This is a genomic window from Citrobacter sp. LST-B2, from assembly GCF_057983045.1.
In genome coordinates this window covers 1591888-1609215 of record NZ_CP192598.1, presented here as the reverse complement: position 1 = coordinate 1609215, position 17328 = coordinate 1591888, and the positions used below count along the sequence as shown (strand labels likewise).

Below are 17328 nucleotides of genomic sequence, written 5' to 3'. Positions count from 1 at the left end.
GGAGTGGATGTATGCCCGTCACGACAGGTGTTATCGCCGACGACTTTACTGGCGCAACGGATATCGCAAGTTTTATGGCTGAGCAAGGCTGGAGGGTCGCGCTGCTGCCCGGGATGCCAGACGCCGCGCAGCCGTGGAATGAAGAGGTCGACGCGATTGTCATCTCGTTGAAAAGCCGTTCTCTACCGGCTGACCAGGCCATCGATCAATCATTACGCTGCTGGCAATGGCTGCACCACACGGCAGGTGCACGGCAAATTTACTTTAAATATTGCTCCACCTTTGATTCCACCCCCGCCGGGAATATCGGTCCGGTCAGCGATGCGCTGATGGAAGCGATGCACGCGCCGTACATCGTTCACTGCCCAGCCCTGCCACAAAACGGACGGACGGTGATTCACGGTCATTTGTTTGTGAATGGCGTATTACTGAATGAATCCGGCATGGAGAAACATCCGCTCAACCCGATGACCGATGCGAACCTGATTCGCCTGCTCACGGCGCAAACTGCCAGCGCTGTCGGGCGCATTGACCTCAGCACAATTCAGAAAGGTGTGGAAGCGGTCACTCACGCGCTGGAACGCTGCCAGTCTCAAGGTGTACGTCACGTGATCGTGGATACCTTCAGCGAAGCCGATCTGCAGACCCTCGCTCAGGCCTTACGTCATACACCGTTGCTGGCGGGCGGTTCCGGCCTGGGTGGTGCACTGGCCGCTTGCGCCGCACCACAGCGTAGGCGGGAAGCGGTACATCCCTTCCCGCAGCCGGCAAAAACGGTGGTGTTTTCCGGAAGTTGTTCCGCCATGAGTAACCGCCAGGTGAATCGCTATAAAGCACAGGCCGCTTCCCTTCTACTCGACGTGGCGCGCTGCCTGACAGACGCAGAGCGTTACAGCGACGAGCTGTCGCGGTGGACAATGACTCATGTCGATGACGCGCTCGCTCCATTGATTTACGCCACCCAGCCGCCGGAAGCGCTGAAACGCATTCAACAGGAGTACGGCGAGCAGCGCGCCAGCCGGGCGATTGAGCATACCTTTGCCAGACTGACGGCCAAATTGCAGGCCGCAGGCGTAAACAGTTTTATCGTCGCCGGTGGCGAAACGTCCGGCACCGTAGTGGAGGCGTTACAGGTGACGCGACTGACGGTCGGCAAAGCCATCGCGCCCGGCGTGCCGTGGGTGTTCTCCGCCGAGCCGCCGCTCGCGCTGGCGCTGAAGTCAGGCAACTTCGGTGACGAAGACTTCTTTTTCACCGCGCAGGAGTCTGCATGATGAGTCAGCTTAACGAACAACAACTCCGCGAACAGCTGGTGCACTACGGTCGTTCTCTGTTTATGCGCGGCTTCAGCAGCGGTGGTTCGGGCAACCTGAGCGTAAAACTGCCGGACGGCGGCTATCTGGTCACGCCGACCAACTCCTGTCTGGGCGAGCTGGACGCCGCAACGCTCAGTAAACTGGATGCCAGCGGGGTTCACCTCAGTGGCGATAAACCGTCGAAAGAAGTGCCCATGCACCTGGCCTGGTATCGTCATCGTCCGGCCTGCGGCGCGGTGGTTCATCTGCATTCGCCATGGCTGACCGCCCTTTCCTGTCTGCCATGCAGCACACCGGAAAACTGTCTGCCGCCGTTAACGCCGTACTACGTAATGCGCGTCGGGCAGTTGCCTCTGTTGCCCTATTTCAAACCCGGTCATGAGGGGATTGCCAGCGCACTCAGCGAGATTGCGGCGGACCATACTGCCGCGCTCCTGGCAAATCACGGCCCGGTAGTCAGTGGTCGCTCACTTCGTGAGGCGGTGTTTAATGCCGAAGAGCTGGAAGACAGCGCCCGCATCTGGCTGACCTTAAAACCACTCGGCTACGTGCCGCTAACGGCGGAAGCAGTAGCTGAACTCGAACAATCCCGGCGAGCATGAGGTGAGAGGATGATCCCCGAACAACGACGTGATTTTATCTACCGCTACGTGCATGAAAAAAACGTCGCCTCGTTTAATGAGCTGGCGGATCTGATGAGCGTGTCGCACATGACCGTGCGCCGCGATATTCAGTTGCTGGAAGAAGAAGGCAAAGTCATCTCGATCAATGGCGGGGTGAAACTCAACAATCTGCTGAAATCGGAGCTGCCGTGGCGGGAAAAGGCCGAGCTGCATCATGACGTGAAGCGACGGATGGGGCAACTAGCCGCGATGTTGATAGAACCAGGGCAAACGCTGTATCTCGATGCGGGAACGTCGTTGTTTGAAGTGGCGAAAGCCGTCGCCGCCAGCCACTGCTTCAACCTGACGGTGGTGACGAACGATTTTTCCATCAGCCACTACCTGATGGATATGCCGCACATCACGCTGTATCACACCGGCGGACTGGTGGATCAGCGCAACCGCTCATGCCTTGGGAAAAGCGCCGCCAGTTTTCTGCGCACGATCAATATAGACGTGGCGTTTCTCAGTTCGTCCTCGTGGGATACCGAACGTGGAATGTCGACCCCCAGCGAAGGCAAAGCCTCGGTGAAAGAGGCCGTGCTCACCGTCTCCCGCCGTCGGGTGCTGGTCTGCGACAGCAGTAAATTTGGCAAATACGGGATGTTCCACATCTGCTCGCTGGATCAACTGACCGACATTATTTCGGATAACCGGTTACCCGACGTAGCGCAGGACACCATTGCCAGCCAGGGCGTGAAACTGCACCTGGTGGATTGCCGGGAGGGAACGCATCATGCTGAAGTTAGCGGCTAACCTTGACTGGCTGTTTTGCGAACGTCCCATTGCGGAGCGCTTTCAGGCCGCAAAGGCGGCGGGTTTTCACGGCGTTGAAGGGCTGTTTCTCTGGCAGCATCCGCTGGATGTGCTGCTGGCGGCGCAACGGGAAACCGGTCTGCCGGTGGCGCTGATGAATGCGCCAGCGGGTCACTGGCAGGCCGGTGAACGCGGACTGGCCTCCCTGCCAGGCTGTGACGAGGAGTATCATCGCAGTCTGCTGATTGCCCGCGATTACGCCACGGCACTGGGCTGTCGCAAGGTGCACGTCATGGCCGGATTGCGCGTGGCCGGACTTTCCGCTAACGCCCAGTATGAGCAATTAACCGACCGACTGCGTATCGCCTGTGACGTCATGGTTGGGGCCGATATCGACGTGTTGATTGAACCGTTAAACCCGGACGATATGCCTGGTTATTTTGTTGATAGCTTTCCACTGGCTGAACGTCTTATTCGCGAAGTGAACAGAAAAAATATCGGCTTACAGTTTGATATTTACCACTGCCAAAAAATACACGGTAATGTTACACATCTTATTGAACATTATTTACCGATCATTAAACACTTTCAGATTGCTTCTGTACCCGGCCGCCATGAACCGGGAACGGGAGAATTAAATGAAACATGGCTTTTTGAATTTATTAAGCAGACAGGTTATCAGGGCTGGATAGGTTGTGAATATAAACCGTCAACACCAGGGCCCGAATCGTTACGCTGGATGACACCGTACTTATAATTTTAATATCTCTGTACCGGAAAACCGGAGGAACACATGTCGGATACTGTTATTATTTCGCTGGCACCCGTTGCCGCGGATTGCCCCAGAGTTATACCTGAAGAACTGGCGCAGGAAATACTGGCCAGCGTCGAACAGGGTGCAGCCATCGTGCATTTACACGTTCGCGATAAACAAGGTCGTCTGACGTCGGACACCACCGATTTTCAGGCGACAATTGACCACGTCATGCGCCATTCCGACCTGATTATTCAGGCCTCAACCGGTGGCGTCTCCACCATGTCGATTGCCGAGCGCTGCGCGCCTCTGGACTGTCCCGGCGTCGAAATGGCGTCGCTGAACGTCGGCTCTGTTAACCTCGGCGATGCCGTGTACGTTAATCCCGGACCGGACGTTGAATATTGTTCGCAACAAATAACCCAACGTTCCATTATTCCTGAATTTGAAGTTTTCGAAATTGGCATGATTAATAACATTCTGGCGCTGGAAGAAAAAATATCGTTCAAGAAACCGATGTTATTCAATATTGTCCTCGGACACCGTGGAAGTTCACCCGCGACGGTTGATGCGTTAATTGCCTTGCGCAGTATGATCCCTCGCGACGCCTTATGGGGAATTACCCATTTTGGCCGCAAGAATTTCGATATTATTGCGGCTGCGGTCGGCATGGGTGCCAGTGAAGTGAGAATTGGTTTTGAAGATAGCTATTATTTAAGCGCCAAAGAGAAAGCTCAGCATAATTATCAGCAGGTTGCCAAACTCGCCACGCTTATTCGCAGTATGGATAAAAAGGTCGCCACGCCGGATATTGCGCGGCAAATGTTAGCTATTCCACCACGGCAGTAATAGCGAGAGAAAGGACATTTCACCATGACTATCACAACCGTTATTCACAAAACCGGACTGGGCGTCTGCATCGCCGGTGGCGCCCTGGCGGCAATTGGCGCGCTGATGCAGTCTCCCGCCCTCTGGCAGCCGGGGCTGGTGATGCTGACGACAGGCTTCGCGGCAGGTGCGGGCTACTGGACAAATCTTCGCAGCTACCAGTTTACCCTGTGGATCATTGCCGGCTTTGTCGCGGCGATGACCTGGTCAACCGATCTAATCGTCTGGGGCGGATTCAACATCACCCATAAATGGATCGTCTTTTTAGTGATCCAGGCGACCATGTTCAGTATGGGCACCAAACTCACGATTCAGGACTTTATCGACGTCGCTAAAATGCCCTGGGCGGTGTTTATCGGCACCTTCTGTCATTTCGTCATCATGCCTCTGCTCGGCCTGAGCATCACGCTGATCTTTGACTTTCCGCCGGAAGTGGCGGTAGGCATTCTGCTGATTGGTTCCTGTCCCAGTGGGCTCTCCTCCACCGTCATGGTGTATATCGCCAACGCCAACCTGGCGCTGGCGGTCTCGATCGCCGCCGTCTCGACGCTGGCGGCGACGGTCATGACCCCGCTGTGGGTGAATCTGCTGGCGGGTTCAATGATCGACATCCAGCTCACGGCGATGGTGATGGACGTCGTGAAAATCGTGTTGATCCCGATTGGCGCGGCGATTTTACATGACTACCTGAAAACCTATGCCGGCGTGCAGGGGCGTCGTACCGTGCAAACGCTGGCCGGGATCAGCGCCATCTGGCTGCTGTATATGCTTACCGGCGGCTGGGACACGCTGTTTGGTAGCGCCAGCGCCGACGCGCAAATGTATGCGGTGGTGCTGAACTTTGTGGCTGGCGGGATCATCTGGGCGTTGTTCTATAACTGGCTGTATGGACGCGTGGCCGGCGTTAAGAAGATCATGCCGACCATTTCGATGATGGGCATCATTTTCTTCACCACTACGGCAGCGGCAGCCGGGCGCGACAACCTGGTTCAGGTCGGCTTCCTGCTCTGCTTCGCCATGCTGATGCACAACCTCGGCGGCTTCCTGATTGGCTATCTGATGAGCCGCTGGATCTTCCGCATGGATGTTCAGTCCGCCCGGACGGTAGCCTTCGAAGTCGGACTGCAAAACGGCGGGATGGCATCAGGTCTTGCCGCCGCGATGGGAAAACTGGCCACCGTTGGTCTCGCCTCTGCGGTCATGACGCCGCTTGGCAACGTCAGCGGCTCGCTGCTGGCTAACTACTGGCGCAAAAAGGATGCCCGACAGGCGCAGGCCCAGAGCGAGAGTTCGCCTGCTCAGCCGGTATCAGAACCTCTGTCAAAAGGATAACTCACCATGATGACTTTAACCCTGCAACAGGCACGACGCGCGGTAGACTGCGCGCTCGATCTCGCCGACACCCGTTATGCGCAACGTCCGCTCAGCGTGGCGGTGTGCGACGCTCACGGCGAGTTACTGAGCTTTGCCCGTATGGATAACGCCAAACTGTTGACCATTGAGCTGACGCAGCGCAAAGCACGCACCAGCAGCCGTTTAGGTTGCACCACTCAGGCGTTTTTGCAACGTCTGCAAAATGAGTCACTGGATATCAGCTACTTTGCTGACCCACGTTTTACCGCGCTGCCCGGTGGCGTGCCGATTCTACACAACGGTAAATGCCTGGGGGCCGTTGCGGTTGGTGGACTGTCCGCCCAGGAAGATCACGATGCGGCTATGGCCGTTGCCGAATGTTTGCTCAAGGAGTTCGCAGAATGAAAAAGATCGCTATGCTTCACACCAGTTCCGCCACGCTCGCCATGATGCAGCAACTGATCGGCGACATCATGCCAGAAGCGGACGTGATGCACCTGGTCGAAGAGTCGATGATTAAGCAGGTGATGAAGGCCGGAGGCGTGACGCCGAACATTGCGGCACGCATTGCCGACTACGTCCACATAGCCGAAAAAGCGGATTGCGAGATTTTCATCACCGCCTGTTCGTCCATTGGCACGGCGGTTGAACAGTGTCAGTTTATGACACCGCTGCAGCTTGCCCGTATCGACTGCGCGATGGTGGAACAAGCCATTAGCCTGGGTGAGAACATTGCCGTGCTGGCCACCGTCGCCACCACGATGAAACCGACGCTGGAGTATGTGCAACGCAAAGTACAGGCCAGTGGTAAGCAATGCACCGTGACGCCGATATTGATGGAAGAGGCCTTCCATGCTCTGCTGGCGGGCGATATGGAAACCCACGATCGCATCGTCAGCGAAGGATTGCACAGCGCGTATAAACAGGCTGATGTGGTTATGCTGGCGCAAGCGTCGATGGCGCGCGTTCTGCAGCAGCTTCCGTCGCCGCCCGTCCCGGTGATGACCTCTCCGGAAAGCGGCATCCGCTGGCTGAAAACGCTGGCGGAAAGCGCATAACCTGGCAAGTCAACACTCCCCCCTAGGCCGGATAAGCGCCAGCGCCATCCGGCAAACAGACAGGCAAAAAAAAAGGCCATCATCAGATGGCCAACCATGTCGAAAATGGACCAGCCCTTTCCCCTGCATCACGGGTAAATGCAGGGGTTGGGCTGTTTTATTGCTTTTACTTAATGACGGCTTTCAGCGCTTCGCCGATATCGGCCAGGCTGCGAACAGTTTTCACACCAGCGGCTTCCAGCGCTGCGAATTTCTCATCCGCAGTCCCTTTACCACCGGCGATAATGGCGCCCGCGTGACCCATACGTTTGCCTTTCGGCGCGGTCACACCGGCAATGTAGCCAACAACCGGTTTGGTCACGTGATCTTTGATGTAGGCCGCCGCTTCTTCTTCCGCGCTACCGCCGATCTCACCGATCATCACGATCGCTTCGGTCTGCGGATCTTCCTGGAACAGTTTCAGGATGTCGATGAAGTTAGAGCCCGGGATCGGGTCGCCGCCGATGCCCACACAGCTGGACTGGCCGAAACCGTAGTCGGTGGTCTGCTTAACCGCTTCATAGGTCAGCGTACCGGAACGCGAGACGATACCCACTTTACCCGGCTTATGAATGTGACCGGGCATGATGCCGATTTTGCATTCGCCCGGGGTGATAACACCCGGACAGTTCGGGCCGATCATGCGTACACCGGCTTCATCCAGTTTCACCTTCACGGTCAGCATATCCAGCGTCGGGATGCCTTCGGTGATAGTGATGATGAGCTTAATGCCTGCGTCGATGGCTTCCAGAATGGAGTCTTTGCAGAACGGTGCCGGCACGTAGATAACGGACGCGGTGGCGCCCGTCGCTTCTACGGCTTCACGCACGGTGTTAAACACCGGCAGGCCCAGGTGCGTGGTGCCGCCTTTGCCTGGCGTTACGCCGCCAACCATCTGCGTACCGTAGGCAATTGCCTGTTCGGAGTGGAATGTCCCCTGGCTACCGGTGAAGCCCTGGCAGATAACCTTGGTATCTTTATTAATTAAAACTGACATTATTTCCCCTCCACTGCGGCAACAACCTGCTGAGCTGCATCCGTCAGACTTTTCGCTGCAATAATATTCAGGCCGCTGTCAGCCAGTTTCTTCGCGCCGAGTTCGGCGTTGTTACCTTCCAGACGAACCACCACCGGAACGTTAACGCCCACTTCCGCTACCGCGCCGATAATGCCGTCAGCAATCAGATCGCAACGCACGATACCGCCGAAGATGTTAACCAGAACCGCTTTAACGTTGTCGTCAGAGAGGATAATTTTGAACGCTTCGGTGACGCGCTCTTTGGTGGCGCCGCCGCCCACGTCAAGGAAGTTAGCCGGTTCGCCGCCGTGCAGTTTCACGATGTCCATGGTGCCCATCGCCAGACCTGCGCCGTTAACCATGCAGCCGATGTTGCCATCCAGCGCGACGTAGTTCAGTTCCCACTGTGCTGCCTGCGCTTCACGCGGGTCTTCCTGAGACTGATCGCGCATTTCGCGCAGATCCGGCTGGCGGAACAGCGCGTTGCCGTCAGCGCCCAGTTTGCCGTCGAGGCAGATCAGGTCACCCTGTTTGGTGATAACCAGCGGGTTGATTTCGATCAGCGCCAGGTCGCGCTCAAGGAAAATGGTCGCCAGGCCCATGAAGATCTTAGTAAACTGCTGAACCAGTTTGCCTTCCAGACCCAGTTTGAACGCCAGCTCGCGTCCCTGATACGGCATTGGGCCGGTCAGCGGATCAAGCGCCACTTTGTGGATCAGGTGCGGGGTTTCTTCCGCCACTTTTTCAATTTCAACGCCGCCTTCGGTGGAGGCCATGAAGACCACACGACGGGAGCTACGGTCAACGACCGCACCCAGATACAGCTCTTTATCAATATCGGTCGCCGCTTCAACCAGAATCTGGTTGACCGGTTGACCGTTGGCGTCTGTTTGATAGGTCACCAGACGTTTGCCCAGCCAGTGCTCAGCAAACGCGCGAATCTCTTCTTTGCTTTTTACAACTTTCACACCGCCCGCTTTACCGCGGCCACCTGCGTGAACCTGACATTTTACTACCCACGGACCCGCACCGATTTTCGATGCCGCTTCTTCAGCTTCACGCGGAGTAGTACAGGCATAACCCACCGGCGCCGGTAAGCCATAGCGGGCAAAAAGTTGTTTTGCCTGATATTCATGTAAGTTCATGTGTTCTGTCCATCCTTCAGGTAATCGTTATCTTTAAACCCGTAGACCGGCGTGGTGCTTGTGCCGGATGGCGCTACGCTCATCCGGCCTACGAGGCAGGTGATACTCTTGTTTACTACACGTCCAGCAGCAGACGAGTCGGATCTTCCAGCAGTTCTTTGATCGCCACCAGGAAGCCCACGGATTCGCGACCATCGATCAGACGGTGATCGTAGGACAGCGCCAGGTACATCATCGGCAGGATTTCGACCTTGCCATCTACCGCCATCGGACGATCTTTAATCGCGTGCATGCCGAGGATCGCACTCTGCGGCGGGTTGATGATCGGCGTGGACATCAGCGAACCGAACACACCACCGTTGGTGATGGTGAAGTTACCGCCCGTCAGATCTTCCACCGTCAGCTTGCCGTCACGACCTTTGATAGCCAGCGTCTTGATGTTTTTCTCGATGTCAGCCATACCCAGCGTATCGACGTCGCGCAGGACCGGGGTCACCAGACCGCGCGGCGTGGATACCGCCATGCTCACGTCGAAGTAGTTGTGATACACCACGTCGTCGCCATCGATAGAGGCGTTCACTTCCGGATAGCGTTTCAGCGCTTCTACTACCGCCTTCACGTAGAAGGACATGAAGCCCAGACGGATACCGTGACGTTTTTCAAACGCTTCACCGTACTGCTTACGCAGATCCATGATGGGCTTCATGTTCACTTCGTTGAAGGTCGTCAGCATGGCAGTGGAGTTTTTCGCTTCCAGCAGACGCTCGGCCACGCGTTTGCGCAGACGGGTCATCGGTACGCGTTTTTCGCTACGTGCCCCCAGCGCTGGCTGTGCAGCAGGGGCTTCTGCCGGTGCTTTGGCCTCGGCTTTCGCAGGGGCTTTCGCCAGATGCTTATCCACATCTTCACGAGTGATACGTCCGCCCACACCGGTGCCTTTGATCGCACTGGCGTCGAGGTTGTGCTCAGCCAACAGGCGACGGATCGCCGGGCTCAGCGCATCGTTATTTTGCTCTTCCAGAGAAGCCTGTTGACGCTGCGCCGGGGTAGACGCTTTTTCTTCAGACTTCGCGCTGGTTTCTTTACCCGCGCTATTGCCTTCACGCAGGCGACCGAGGATCTGGCGGGAGGTCACGGTGGTGCCTTCGTCTTCCAGAACCGCATCCAGAATGCCGTCCGCTGATGCCGGTACTTCCAGTACCACTTTGTCAGTTTCGATTTCTACCAGCACTTCGTCACGAACCACCGCATCACCCGGTTTTTTGTGCCAGGTGGCAACAGTCGCGTCCGCTACGGACTCAGGCAGGTCGGGAACAAGAATATCTACGCTACTCATTTTGTATCCTTTAATTAATCGACGTTCAGCGCGTCATTGACCAGATCTTGTTGCTGTTTCTGGTGAACGGACATATACCCTACCGCCGGAGAGGCGGAGGCCGGGCGACCTGCATAACGCAGAGCGGCCCCAAATGGAATCACTTCACGGAAATGATGCTGGCTGCAGTACCATGCGCCCTGGTTGAGCGGCTCTTCCTGGCACCAGACAAAATCATGTACGTGAGCGTACTGTTTCAATACGTCCTGCATCGCCTGATGCGGGAACGGATAAAGCTGTTCGATACGCACAATGGCGACATCTTGCTGATTGTTCTTGCGACGCTGTTCCAGCAGGTCGTAATAAACCTTACCAGAACACATCACCACACGCTTCACGCCTTTCGGATCGAGGTCATCGACTTCACCGATGGCAGGCAGGAAGGTGCCGTTCGCCAGCTCATCCAGGCTGGAGACCGCCAGCGGATGGCGCAGCAGCGATTTCGGCGACATGACCACCAGCGGACGACGCATCCCGCGCAGCGCCTGACGACGCAGCATGTGATACACCTGAGCCGGAGTAGACGGTACGCACACCTGCATGTTCTGCTCAGCGCAAAGTTGCAGATAACGCTCCAGACGCGCGGAGGAGTGCTCCGGACCCTGCCCTTCATAACCGTGCGGCAGCAGCATCACCAGGCCACACATCCGGCCCCATTTCTGTTCGCCAGAGGAGATGAACTGGTCGATAACCACCTGCGCGCCGTTGGCGAAGTCACCGAACTGCGCTTCCCAGATGGTCAGGGTGCGCGGTTCCGCTGTGGCATAGCCATATTCGAAGGCCAGTACCGCTTCTTCAGACAACACGGAGTCCCAGACGCGGAAGCTGCCCTGCCCGTTGTGGACATGCTGCAGAGGAGTCCAGGTCGACCCGTTGGTCTGGTTGTGGATCACCGCGTGGCGATGGAAGAAGGTGCCGCGACCGGAGTCTTCACCGGACAGGCGAATCGGGATCCCTTCGTCAACCAGCGTAGCGTAAGCCAGCGTTTCTGCGCCGCCCCAGTCGAACGGTTTTTCCCCGTTCGCCATCAGCTGGCGGTCGCCGTAGATTTTGGCCACACGAGACTGCATCTCAACGGTTTCAGGCACCGTACTGATGCGTTTCGCCAGTTCCTGAAGGCGCTTCATTTCAACCTTGTTCGGGTACGCTTCATCCCACTCGTGGTTGAGGTACGGCGACCAGGTAAAGGAGTGCATATTCATCGGACGCCACTCTTTCACCACGCATTCGCCCGCGTCCAGCGCGTCGCGATACAGGTTGACCATTTCGGTGGCATCTTCCAGCGTCGCGACGTTATCCGCTTCCAGCTTATCCGCATAGATTTTGCGCGGGGTCGGATGCTTTTTGATTTTCTGATACATCAGAGGCTGGGTTGCGCTCGGCTCGTCGGCTTCGTTGTGGCCGTGACGGCGGTAGCACACCAGGTCGATGAAGACATCGCGTTTGAAGGTGTTGCGGAAATCCAGCGCCAGACGAGTGACGAAAGCCACCGCTTCCGGATCGTCCGCATTCACGTGGAAAATCGGTGCCTGTACCATTTTACCGATATCGGTGCAGTACGGGGTGGAACGTGCATCCAGCGGGTTAGAAGTGGTGAAGCCCACCTGGTTGTTGATCACGATGCGAACGGTACCGCCCACTTCGTAACCCCGCGCTTTCGACATGTTCAGGGTTTCCTGAACCACGCCCTGCCCGGTTACCGCAGCGTCGCCGTGGATGGTGATCGGCAGCACTTTGTTGCTGCTTGGTTCATCCAGACGATCCAGACGAGCGCGAACGGAACCGATCACCACCGGGCTGACGATTTCCAGGTGCGACGGGTTAAACGCCAGCGCGAGGTGAACCAGGCCACCTTCGGTTTCGATATCCGATGAGAAGCCCATGTGGTACTTCACGTCACCGGTGCCGAGATGTTCTTTATGTTTACCCGCAAATTCGTCGAACAGATCCTGCGGTTTCTTACCCAGTACGTTGACCAGGACGTTCAGACGACCACGGTGCGCCATACCCAGCACCACTTCACGGGTACCGCTGTTACCGGCATGGCGGATCATCTCTTTGAGCATCGGGATTAACGCATCACCGCCTTCCAGCGAGAAGCGTTTCGCGCCAGGGAATTTGGCGCCCAGATAACGTTCCAGACCTTCGGCTGCGGTGAGTTCACTCAGGAAGCGTTTTTTCTCTTCGCTGCTGAATGCCGCGCGACCGGATTCGATGCGCTGTTGCAGCCAGCGTTTCTCTTCGGTGCTGGTGATGTGCATGTACTCAGCACCAATCGGGCCGCAGTACGTTTGTTTGAGCGCGGAAAGCAGCTCACCCAGCTTCATCGTCTCTTTGCCGCCGGCAAAAGAACCTACGTTAAAGCTTTCCTGGAAGTCGGCCTCTGTCAGATCGTGGAAGGACGGATCCAGATCGGCAACAGTGTCTTGCTGCCACAGTCCCAGCGGATCGAGATTCGCATGCTGGTGACCACGGAAGCGATAAGCGTTGATGAGCTGCAGGACTTTAACCTGCTTCACATTGGTGTCAGGGTCGGAAATCGAAGAAGAGTAACGTGAGGCATCCTTCGCCAGACGACGGAAATAATCACGCGTTTTTGAATGGAATTGATCCGGTTTGACTCCGGTGCCAGGTAACTGCTGGAACGTCGAACGCCAGTTAGCGTCTACCGAGTCAGGATCGGTTAAGAAGTCTTCATAGAGCTGTTCTATCCAGCTCTGGTTTGCGCCAGAGAGGTAAGAAGAGTCCAACCAGGCTTTCAAAGCGCTGTTCTGCATCGTGATCCCTTAAGCATTTGTATGCTTACTTCGCCGTGGATACTACCACGCATACGTCGTATGCGTGCCGGGGTTCACTTGTTACGGACTGTCGTGTGATCTGCGTCCGCTAAGGAACCTTTAAAAACTGTCTAATAATCGTCGTTGTTCAGGCTGCGACTGCGTTGCAACCGTTCCTCACCCGGTCACATAGTGAACTATGCTCCCGGCGATTCGTTCCGTTCGCGCCTTGTCTCGCGCTGAACATCTCGATTATTGCTATCAATGTGGCAGTTTTTAGAGGTTTCCTGCACTAATTTGCCTGATGGCGACCCCGTAGGCCTGATAAGCGAAGCGCCATCAGGCAACATGTGCCGGATGGCGACGTAAACGTCTTATCCGGCCTACAGGATTGCCACCGCAGGCAATGTCTACTTACGCACTGCGTTGCAACAGCATCGACTTAATATGGCCGATGGCGCGCGTCGGGTTCAGCCCCTTAGGACATACACTGACGCAGTTCATGATGCTGTGACAGCGGAATACGCTGAATGCATCGCTTATCCCTTCCAGGCGGCTGTCCGTCTCGGTATCACGGCTGTCGATCAGGAAGCGATAGGCCGCTAACAGACCCGCCGGACCGATAAACTTATCCGGATTCCACCAGAAGGATGGGCAAGACGTTGAGCAGCAGGCGCACAGAATGCATTCATACAGCCCATCGAGTTTTTCCCGCTGCTCTGGCATCTGTAAATGCTCACGAGCCGGAGGATTTTGCCCATTATTCAATAAGTAAGGCTTAATCTTCTCATATTGTGCATAGAATTGCCCCATGTCTACTACCAAATCGCGGATCACCGGCAAACCAGGCAGCGGACGGATAACAATTTTCTTACCGGGCTGAACCAGCGCTGATACCGGCGTGATGCAGGCCAGACCGTTCTTCCCGTTCATGTTCAGACCATCTGAACCACACACGCCTTCACGGCAGGAGCGGCGGAAAGAGAGACTGGGGTCTTTCTCTTTGAGCTGCATCAACGCATCCAGCAGCATCATGTCACGCCCTTCTTCGCCTTCCAGGGTGTAATCCTGCATGCGCGGAGCGTCATCAACATCCGGGTTATAGCGATAAATTGAAAACTCGAGTTTCATTGTCCTGTCTCCGCATTAGTATGTACGAATCTTCGGCGGGAATGCCGGGCGCAGTTTCGGTTCCATGTTGACTTCACGTCGGGTCATGGATTCCGTCTCTGGCAGATACAGGGAATGGCACAGCCAGTTTTCATCATCACGCTCCGGGAAGTCGAAGCGGCTATGCGCGCCACGGCTCTCGGTACGGAAGTTGGCGGATACTGCGGTGGCATAGGCAGTTTCCATCAGGTTATCCAGCTCCAGACACTCTACGCGCTGGGTGTTGAATTCGCTGGAGGTGTCGTCCAGACGGGCATTTTTCAACCGCTCGCGGATGGCTTTCAGCTCTTCAAGCCCTTTCGCCATCGCATCGCCTTCCCGGAAGACCGAGAAGTTATGCTGCATACATTCCTGCAGCGCTTTGCGAATCACCACCGGATCTTCACCATCACGGTTATTGTTCCAGCGGTTCAGACGCGCCAGGGACGCGTCGATTTCGTCTTCTGTGGCATCGCGCAGTTCACCCTGCTCAGCGATAGATTCCTGCAGATGCAGACCGGCCGCACGACCGAATACCACCAGATCCAGCAGCGAGTTACCGCCCAGACGGTTAGCGCCGTGTACCGATACGCAGGCGATTTCACCCACCGCAAACAGCCCCGGAACCACCACGTCTTCACCCTGCTCGTTCACCGTCAATGCCTGACCGGTCACTTTGGTCGGAATACCGCCCATCATGTAGTGACAGGTTGGGATAACCGGAATCGGCTCTTTCACCGGGTCAACGTGTGCAAACGTACGGGACAATTCCAGAATGCCCGGCAGACGGGATTCGAGGACGTCTTTACCCAGATGGTCAAGTTTCAGTTTAGCGTGCGGACCCCAAGGACCATCGCAGCCGCGACCTTCACGGATTTCAATCATGATGGAACGCGCCACCACGTCACGGCCCGCCAGGTCTTTCGCATTCGGCGCATAACGCTCCATAAAGCGCTCACCGTGTTTATTCAGCAGGTAACCGCCCTCACCGCGGCAGCCTTCTGTTACCAGCACGCCCGCACCGGCAATCCCGGTTGGGTGGAACTGCCACATTTCCATATCCTGAACCGGAACACCGGCACGGATTGCCATCCCCACGCCGTCGCCGGTGTTGATGTGCGCGTTAGTGGTGGACTGATAAATGCGGCCTGCGCCGCCGGTGGCCAGCACGGTTGCACGGGCTTTGAAGTAAACCACTTCACCGGTTTCGATGCACAGTGCGGTACAACCGACCACTGCGCCATCGGCGTTTTTGACCAGATCCAGCGCATACCACTCGGAGAAAATGGTGGTGTGGTTTTTCAGGTTCTGTTGATACAGCGTATGCAGCAGTGCGTGACCGGTACGGTCAGCTGCCGCTGCGGTGCGTGCCGCCTGCTCACCGCCGAAGTTTTTCGACTGGCCGCCAAACGGACGCTGATAGATACGACCGTCGTCGAGACGGGAGAACGGCAGCCCCATATGTTCCAGTTCCAGAATCGCTTCCGGACCGGTTTTACACATATATTCGATAGCGTCCTGGTCACCGATATAGTCCGACCCTTTCACGGTGTCGTACATGTGCCATTCCCAGTTATCTTCATGGGTATTACCGAGCGCGACGGTGATGCCACCCTGCGCGGAAACGGTATGGGAACGGGTTGGGAACACTTTGGACAGCAGCGCACAGGTCTGGCCGCTTTGGGAAATTTGCAGCGCCGCACGCATACCTGCGCCGCCTGCGCCAATAACTACAGCATCAAATTCTCTGACTGGCAGTTTCATTACACACCCCACACCACAACAAATCCATAAATCACGTAAACCACCAGTGCAACGACGATAGCCAGTTGCAGCGACAACCGAATTGCCAGCGGTTTAACGTAGTCGGTCAACACCTGCCACATGCCGATCCAGGCATGAATCAAGATGGAGAAGAGTGCCAGCAGGGTGAAGACTTTGGTGAAAGCCGATGAGAAGAAACCGGTCCAGACTTCCCAGGTCAGTTCGCCGCTTGTGGCGAAGAAACCCACCATATAGATGATGTATAACGTCAGAACGATAGCGGTAGCACGGACCAGGATGAAGTCATGTACGCCATTACGTCCTAGTGCGGAGGCGTTGCTTACCATACGAGGACTCCTGCGAGAAGTGAAAGCACGACAGTGATAACAAAAGAGATTTTGGCTGAGCGTTTACCCGCTTCGAATGTTTCTTCCAGATAGCCAAAATCCATCATCATGTGACGAACACCGACCACGACGTGATACGCCAGCGCGGTAAGGATGCCCCACATAATAAATTTAACAAAAAAGCTACCCATGATGGCGGATGCCTGCTGGAATCCTTCAGGGGAAGAGAGGCTGGTGCCCAGTAACCACAACAGGATCCCGACCGCCACAAAGGTGATCACTCCGGAAACGCGATGGAGAATGGACGCTATCGCCGTGATTGGGAACCGGATCGTTTGCAGATCCAGATTGACAGGTCTTTGTTTTTTCACATTTCTTATCATGAATAACGCCCACATGCTGTTCTTATTATTCCCTTTGGACTTCGGGTACAGAGAGTGAATCACCTGTAGCCTGAAAGACGACGGGATTTCCTTCCTCCGGTCTGCGTGCGGGTCAGACAGCGTCCTTTCTATAACTGCGCGTCATGTAAAACACTGCTTCCAGTTGCTAAAACGACACGTTACAACGCTGGGTGGCTCGGGATTGCAGGGGTTTCCGGAGACCTGGCGGCAGTATAGGACGTTCACAAAATCATTACAATTAACCTACATATAGTTTGTCGGGTTTTATCCCGAACAGTGACACAGGTCACGATAACAACATTTATTTAATTTTTAATCATCTGATTTGACAATCATTAAACAAAGTTGTTACAAACAACACCAGAAAAGGCATATAATGCGTAAAAGTTATGGGGTCACTCTTTAACCTGCAAATAAGTTATGTAACAGTAGGAAGATATTGACCGATCCCTTCAGTACAGTTAATAGTGATAGACAGGTTGAATAATTCGGATTGCTAAGTTGTTGATTTGTTGCTAATTCA

16 protein-coding genes are annotated in these 17328 nt (G+C 55.6%); 8 read left to right on the top strand and 8 right to left on the bottom strand.

Annotated elements, in window-relative coordinates:
- Nucleotides 1-11 precede the first annotated feature (11 nt).
- Genes otnK through ACQ0PY_RS07495 form a run of 8 tightly spaced genes read left to right on the top strand, consistent with a single transcriptional unit; the run spans nt 12 to nt 6787 of the window.
- Entirely contained in the window at nt 12-1274 is a 1263-nt protein-coding gene (gene otnK, locus ACQ0PY_RS07530; protein WP_109740016.1) for a 3-oxo-tetronate kinase, read from the top strand.
- Complete coding sequence (gene otnC / locus ACQ0PY_RS07525; RefSeq protein WP_054176183.1) at nt 1274-1918, top strand: 3-oxo-tetronate 4-phosphate decarboxylase; 645 nt, start codon at nt 1274-1276, stop codon at nt 1916-1918. Before otnK ends, otnC begins: the two co-directional genes overlap by 1 nt.
- Before the next feature lie 9 nt (nt 1919-1927).
- Nucleotides 1928-2734, top strand: a complete 807-nt coding sequence (locus ACQ0PY_RS07520; protein WP_042285318.1) for a DeoR/GlpR family DNA-binding transcription regulator — start codon at nt 1928-1930, stop codon at nt 2732-2734.
- Complete coding sequence (locus tag ACQ0PY_RS07515) at nt 2715-3491, top strand: hydroxypyruvate isomerase family protein (protein ID WP_054176154.1); 777 nt, start codon at nt 2715-2717, stop codon at nt 3489-3491. The genes ACQ0PY_RS07520 and ACQ0PY_RS07515 overlap by 20 nt, the downstream gene beginning before the upstream one ends.
- Nucleotides 3492-3527: 36 nt before the next feature.
- Nucleotides 3528-4337: a beta-keto acid cleavage family enzyme gene (locus ACQ0PY_RS07510; protein WP_109740015.1), complete on the top strand. Its 810-nt coding sequence runs from the start codon at nt 3528-3530 to the stop codon at nt 4335-4337.
- Nucleotides 4338-4361: 24 nt separating this feature from the next.
- The gene (locus ACQ0PY_RS07505; RefSeq protein WP_043001362.1) at nt 4362-5708 is read left to right on the top strand and encodes a bile acid:sodium symporter family protein; all 1347 of its coding nucleotides are present in this window, start codon (nt 4362-4364) and stop codon (nt 5706-5708) included.
- Between the two features lie 6 nt (nt 5709-5714).
- Complete coding sequence (locus ACQ0PY_RS07500) at nt 5715-6134, top strand: GlcG/HbpS family heme-binding protein (RefSeq protein ID WP_109740014.1); 420 nt, start codon at nt 5715-5717, stop codon at nt 6132-6134.
- Nucleotides 6131-6787, top strand: coding sequence for an aspartate/glutamate racemase family protein (locus tag ACQ0PY_RS07495; RefSeq protein ID WP_044266333.1), 657 nt, complete (start codon nt 6131-6133; stop codon nt 6785-6787). The genes ACQ0PY_RS07500 and ACQ0PY_RS07495 overlap by 4 nt, the downstream gene beginning before the upstream one ends.
- Nucleotides 6788-6953: 166 nt before the next feature.
- Here the strand turns inward: ACQ0PY_RS07495 and sucD are convergent, their stop codons facing one another.
- The 8 genes from sucD to sdhC form a co-directional block, all read right to left on the bottom strand.
- Nucleotides 6954-7823 (bottom strand): succinate--CoA ligase subunit alpha, encoded by an 870-nt coding sequence (gene sucD / locus ACQ0PY_RS07490; protein ID WP_054176151.1) that lies wholly within the window; start codon nt 7821-7823, stop codon nt 6954-6956.
- On the bottom strand, nt 7823-8989 hold the full coding sequence (gene sucC, locus ACQ0PY_RS07485) for an ADP-forming succinate--CoA ligase subunit beta (RefSeq protein WP_042320639.1): 1167 nt from the start codon (nt 8987-8989) through the stop codon (nt 7823-7825). The genes sucD and sucC overlap by 1 nt, the downstream gene beginning before the upstream one ends.
- 115 nt (nt 8990-9104) lie before the next feature.
- A complete protein-coding gene (gene odhB / locus ACQ0PY_RS07480; protein WP_044256556.1) occupies nt 9105-10325 on the bottom strand; it encodes a 2-oxoglutarate dehydrogenase complex dihydrolipoyllysine-residue succinyltransferase in 1221 nt (406 codons plus the stop codon).
- A 14-nt stretch (nt 10326-10339) separates the two neighbouring features.
- Nucleotides 10340-13141, bottom strand: a complete 2802-nt coding sequence (gene sucA, locus ACQ0PY_RS07475; protein ID WP_044256558.1) for a 2-oxoglutarate dehydrogenase E1 component — start codon at nt 13139-13141, stop codon at nt 10340-10342.
- Between the two features lie 414 nt (nt 13142-13555).
- A complete protein-coding gene (gene sdhB / locus ACQ0PY_RS07470) occupies nt 13556-14272 on the bottom strand; it encodes a succinate dehydrogenase iron-sulfur subunit SdhB (RefSeq protein WP_043001368.1) in 717 nt (238 codons plus the stop codon).
- 15 nt (nt 14273-14287) lie between these two features.
- Nucleotides 14288-16054: a succinate dehydrogenase flavoprotein subunit gene (gene sdhA / locus ACQ0PY_RS07465; RefSeq protein WP_043001369.1), complete on the bottom strand. Its 1767-nt coding sequence runs from the start codon at nt 16052-16054 to the stop codon at nt 14288-14290.
- Nucleotides 16054-16401 (bottom strand): succinate dehydrogenase membrane anchor subunit, encoded by a 348-nt coding sequence (gene sdhD / locus ACQ0PY_RS07460; RefSeq protein ID WP_043001370.1) that lies wholly within the window; start codon nt 16399-16401, stop codon nt 16054-16056. Before sdhD ends, sdhA begins: the two co-directional genes overlap by 1 nt.
- Nucleotides 16395-16799 (bottom strand): succinate dehydrogenase cytochrome b556 subunit, encoded by a 405-nt coding sequence (sdhC, locus tag ACQ0PY_RS07455; RefSeq protein WP_043001371.1) that lies wholly within the window; start codon nt 16797-16799, stop codon nt 16395-16397. The genes sdhD and sdhC overlap by 7 nt, the downstream gene beginning before the upstream one ends.
- Nucleotides 16800-17328: the final 529 nt, after the last annotated feature.